General features: G+C 72.5%; 2 protein-coding genes. Both read right to left on the minus strand.

Annotation, left to right across the window (positions count from 1 at the left end; all coding sequences use genetic code 11):
* Window positions 1-81: 81 nt before the first annotated feature.
* Window positions 82-1305 (minus strand): myxochelin export MFS transporter MxcK, encoded by a 1224-nt coding sequence (mxcK, locus tag FL311_RS42890; RefSeq protein WP_141333417.1) that lies wholly within the window; start codon window positions 1303-1305, stop codon window positions 82-84.
* A 47-nt stretch (window positions 1306-1352) separates the two neighbouring features.
* On the minus strand, window positions 1353-1916 hold a 564-nt coding region (locus tag FL311_RS42895), incomplete at its 5' end, for a TonB family protein (RefSeq protein WP_141333419.1).

A 1916-nucleotide genomic window follows, 5' to 3' on the forward strand; every position in this document is an offset into this window, starting at 1 on the left:
GCTTCTGGGTGGGCATGTCCATGGGGCTTCCTTTGAATCGAGGTGCTTCGGGTGCTGCGTTCCAGGGAGAAGGTTCGAGGCTCACGTCGTCGCCGTCTTCAGGGCCACCGCGCTCCGGCCGAACGTCCACAGCAGGCCCAGCGACAGGAGCGTCACGGCCACGGCCATCCACCCCACCTGCCCGAAGCCGACGAGCGCGCCGTCCGGAGCGGTGGAGATGAGGAGGCCGCTCACCCACGCGGCGAGCCCCGAGGCGCCGTCGCTCGCGGCCATGTTGACGGCGAGGAACCGGCCGCGCAGCGAGGGCGGCACGCGCGATGACACCAGCGCGATGGTCGGGATGGCGCGCGTGGACGTCACCGCCATGAAGAGCACGAAGGCCGCCGTCACCACCGGCAGCGAGGACGAGGACAGGTGGGTGAACAAGAGGTGCGGGCCCACGGTGCCCACCAGGAGCCACCCGAGCATCCGCCCCGCGCCCAGGCGGTCCGTGAAGCGGCCCACCAGCTTCGCCGCCACCAACGTGCCCGCGCCGCCGCCCAGGTACACCCACGGCAGGTCCGTCTGCGCGAGGCCCAGGTTGCCCACCATGAAGGTGCCCAGGTACGGAATCAGCAGGAAGCTGGCGAACACCACGAAGAAGGTCAGCACCCAGCCCAGCGCCACGCCCGGAGACGCCAGCGTCGCCAGTGGATTGCCCCGGGGCTCGTGGTCGCCGCGCGTCAGGTGCTGCACGACGGGCGGGAGCACGCGCCACAGGCCCAGCCACATCACGAGCGCCAGCGCGCAGATGGCGAAGAACGGCGAGCGCCAGCCGAACAGGTTCGCGATTCCCAGGCCCAGCGGCACGCCGGCCACGGCGGACAGGCCAAGCGCGGACATCACCGTGCCGATGGCCCGACCCCGGCGCTCACCCGGCACGACGTCCGCGATGATGGCCATGATGACCGCGCCCATCAGCCCCGCGCAGGCCCCCGCCAGCGAGCGCGCCACCAACAGCGACACGAACCCCGACGCGAGACCGCAGGCGGCGGTGGCGACGATGAACCCCGCGTAGATGGCCAGCAGCGTGCGCTTGCGGTCGAACCTGTCCAACCAGAACAGCCCCAGCACGCCCATGGCCGCGGAGGCCAGGGTGTACGAGGAGACCATCGCGCCGAACCGCGCGGTGGTCAGGCCGAAGCGCCGGATGAACTCCGGCCCCAGCGGCATGATGATCATGAAGTCCAGCAGGTGGCTGAACTGGACCCCCGCGAGCAGCAGGGCCAGCACTCGCTCCTGACGGGGTGGAGAAGCGGCGTTCACGAAACACTCCATCGTCACGGGCCCGCGGCGGTCGCGCGGGCGAGCGTCTAGGGGCGCACGAAGCGCACCCGAATTGGGGGAGAGACAGCCGCGTGGGGACGACCCTCGCGGTCCAATGCGGTGTCGAAGCGCGCCTTGCGAGCGCACGCGAGCGCGGCCTGGCCGAAGCCGTGGCCCGGGTCCGAGACGAGCTCGGCGGACGTCACCTCGCCGTACGCGTCCACGGAGACGCGCAGCACCACCGTCTGGTCATCGATGCGCAGCGTGTCGGCTTCCTTGGGCCAGGGGCAGCTCCAGCTGCGCGCCGAGAGCTGGATGGAGCGCGCCCGGCTTCCACCGGTGCCCGTGCCCTCGCTGTCACCCGCGGGCACCGTGTTGACGGCCGTGGTGGAGCGGCCCGTGGAGGCCGTCACACCGCCCGCGTAGCGCGGGGCATCGCCGGTCGTCATGTCGAAGTCGGTGAAGTCGAGCGGCGCGGCGGGCTCCTTCGCCGTCACCACGGCGCCCGCCCGAGCGGGCTCGGCGCGAGCGGGGCGGGCGGCGTCTCGCGGAGCGGGGCTCGGCGTCTTCACGCGCGGCGCCGGCGGGTCCGCGCGGGCGACGCGTTGGGG

Origin of the sequence: Myxococcus sp. AB025B (genome assembly GCF_006518215.1) — a bacterium.
Taxonomy (GTDB): domain Bacteria; phylum Myxococcota; class Myxococcia; order Myxococcales; family Myxococcaceae; genus Myxococcus; species Myxococcus fulvus.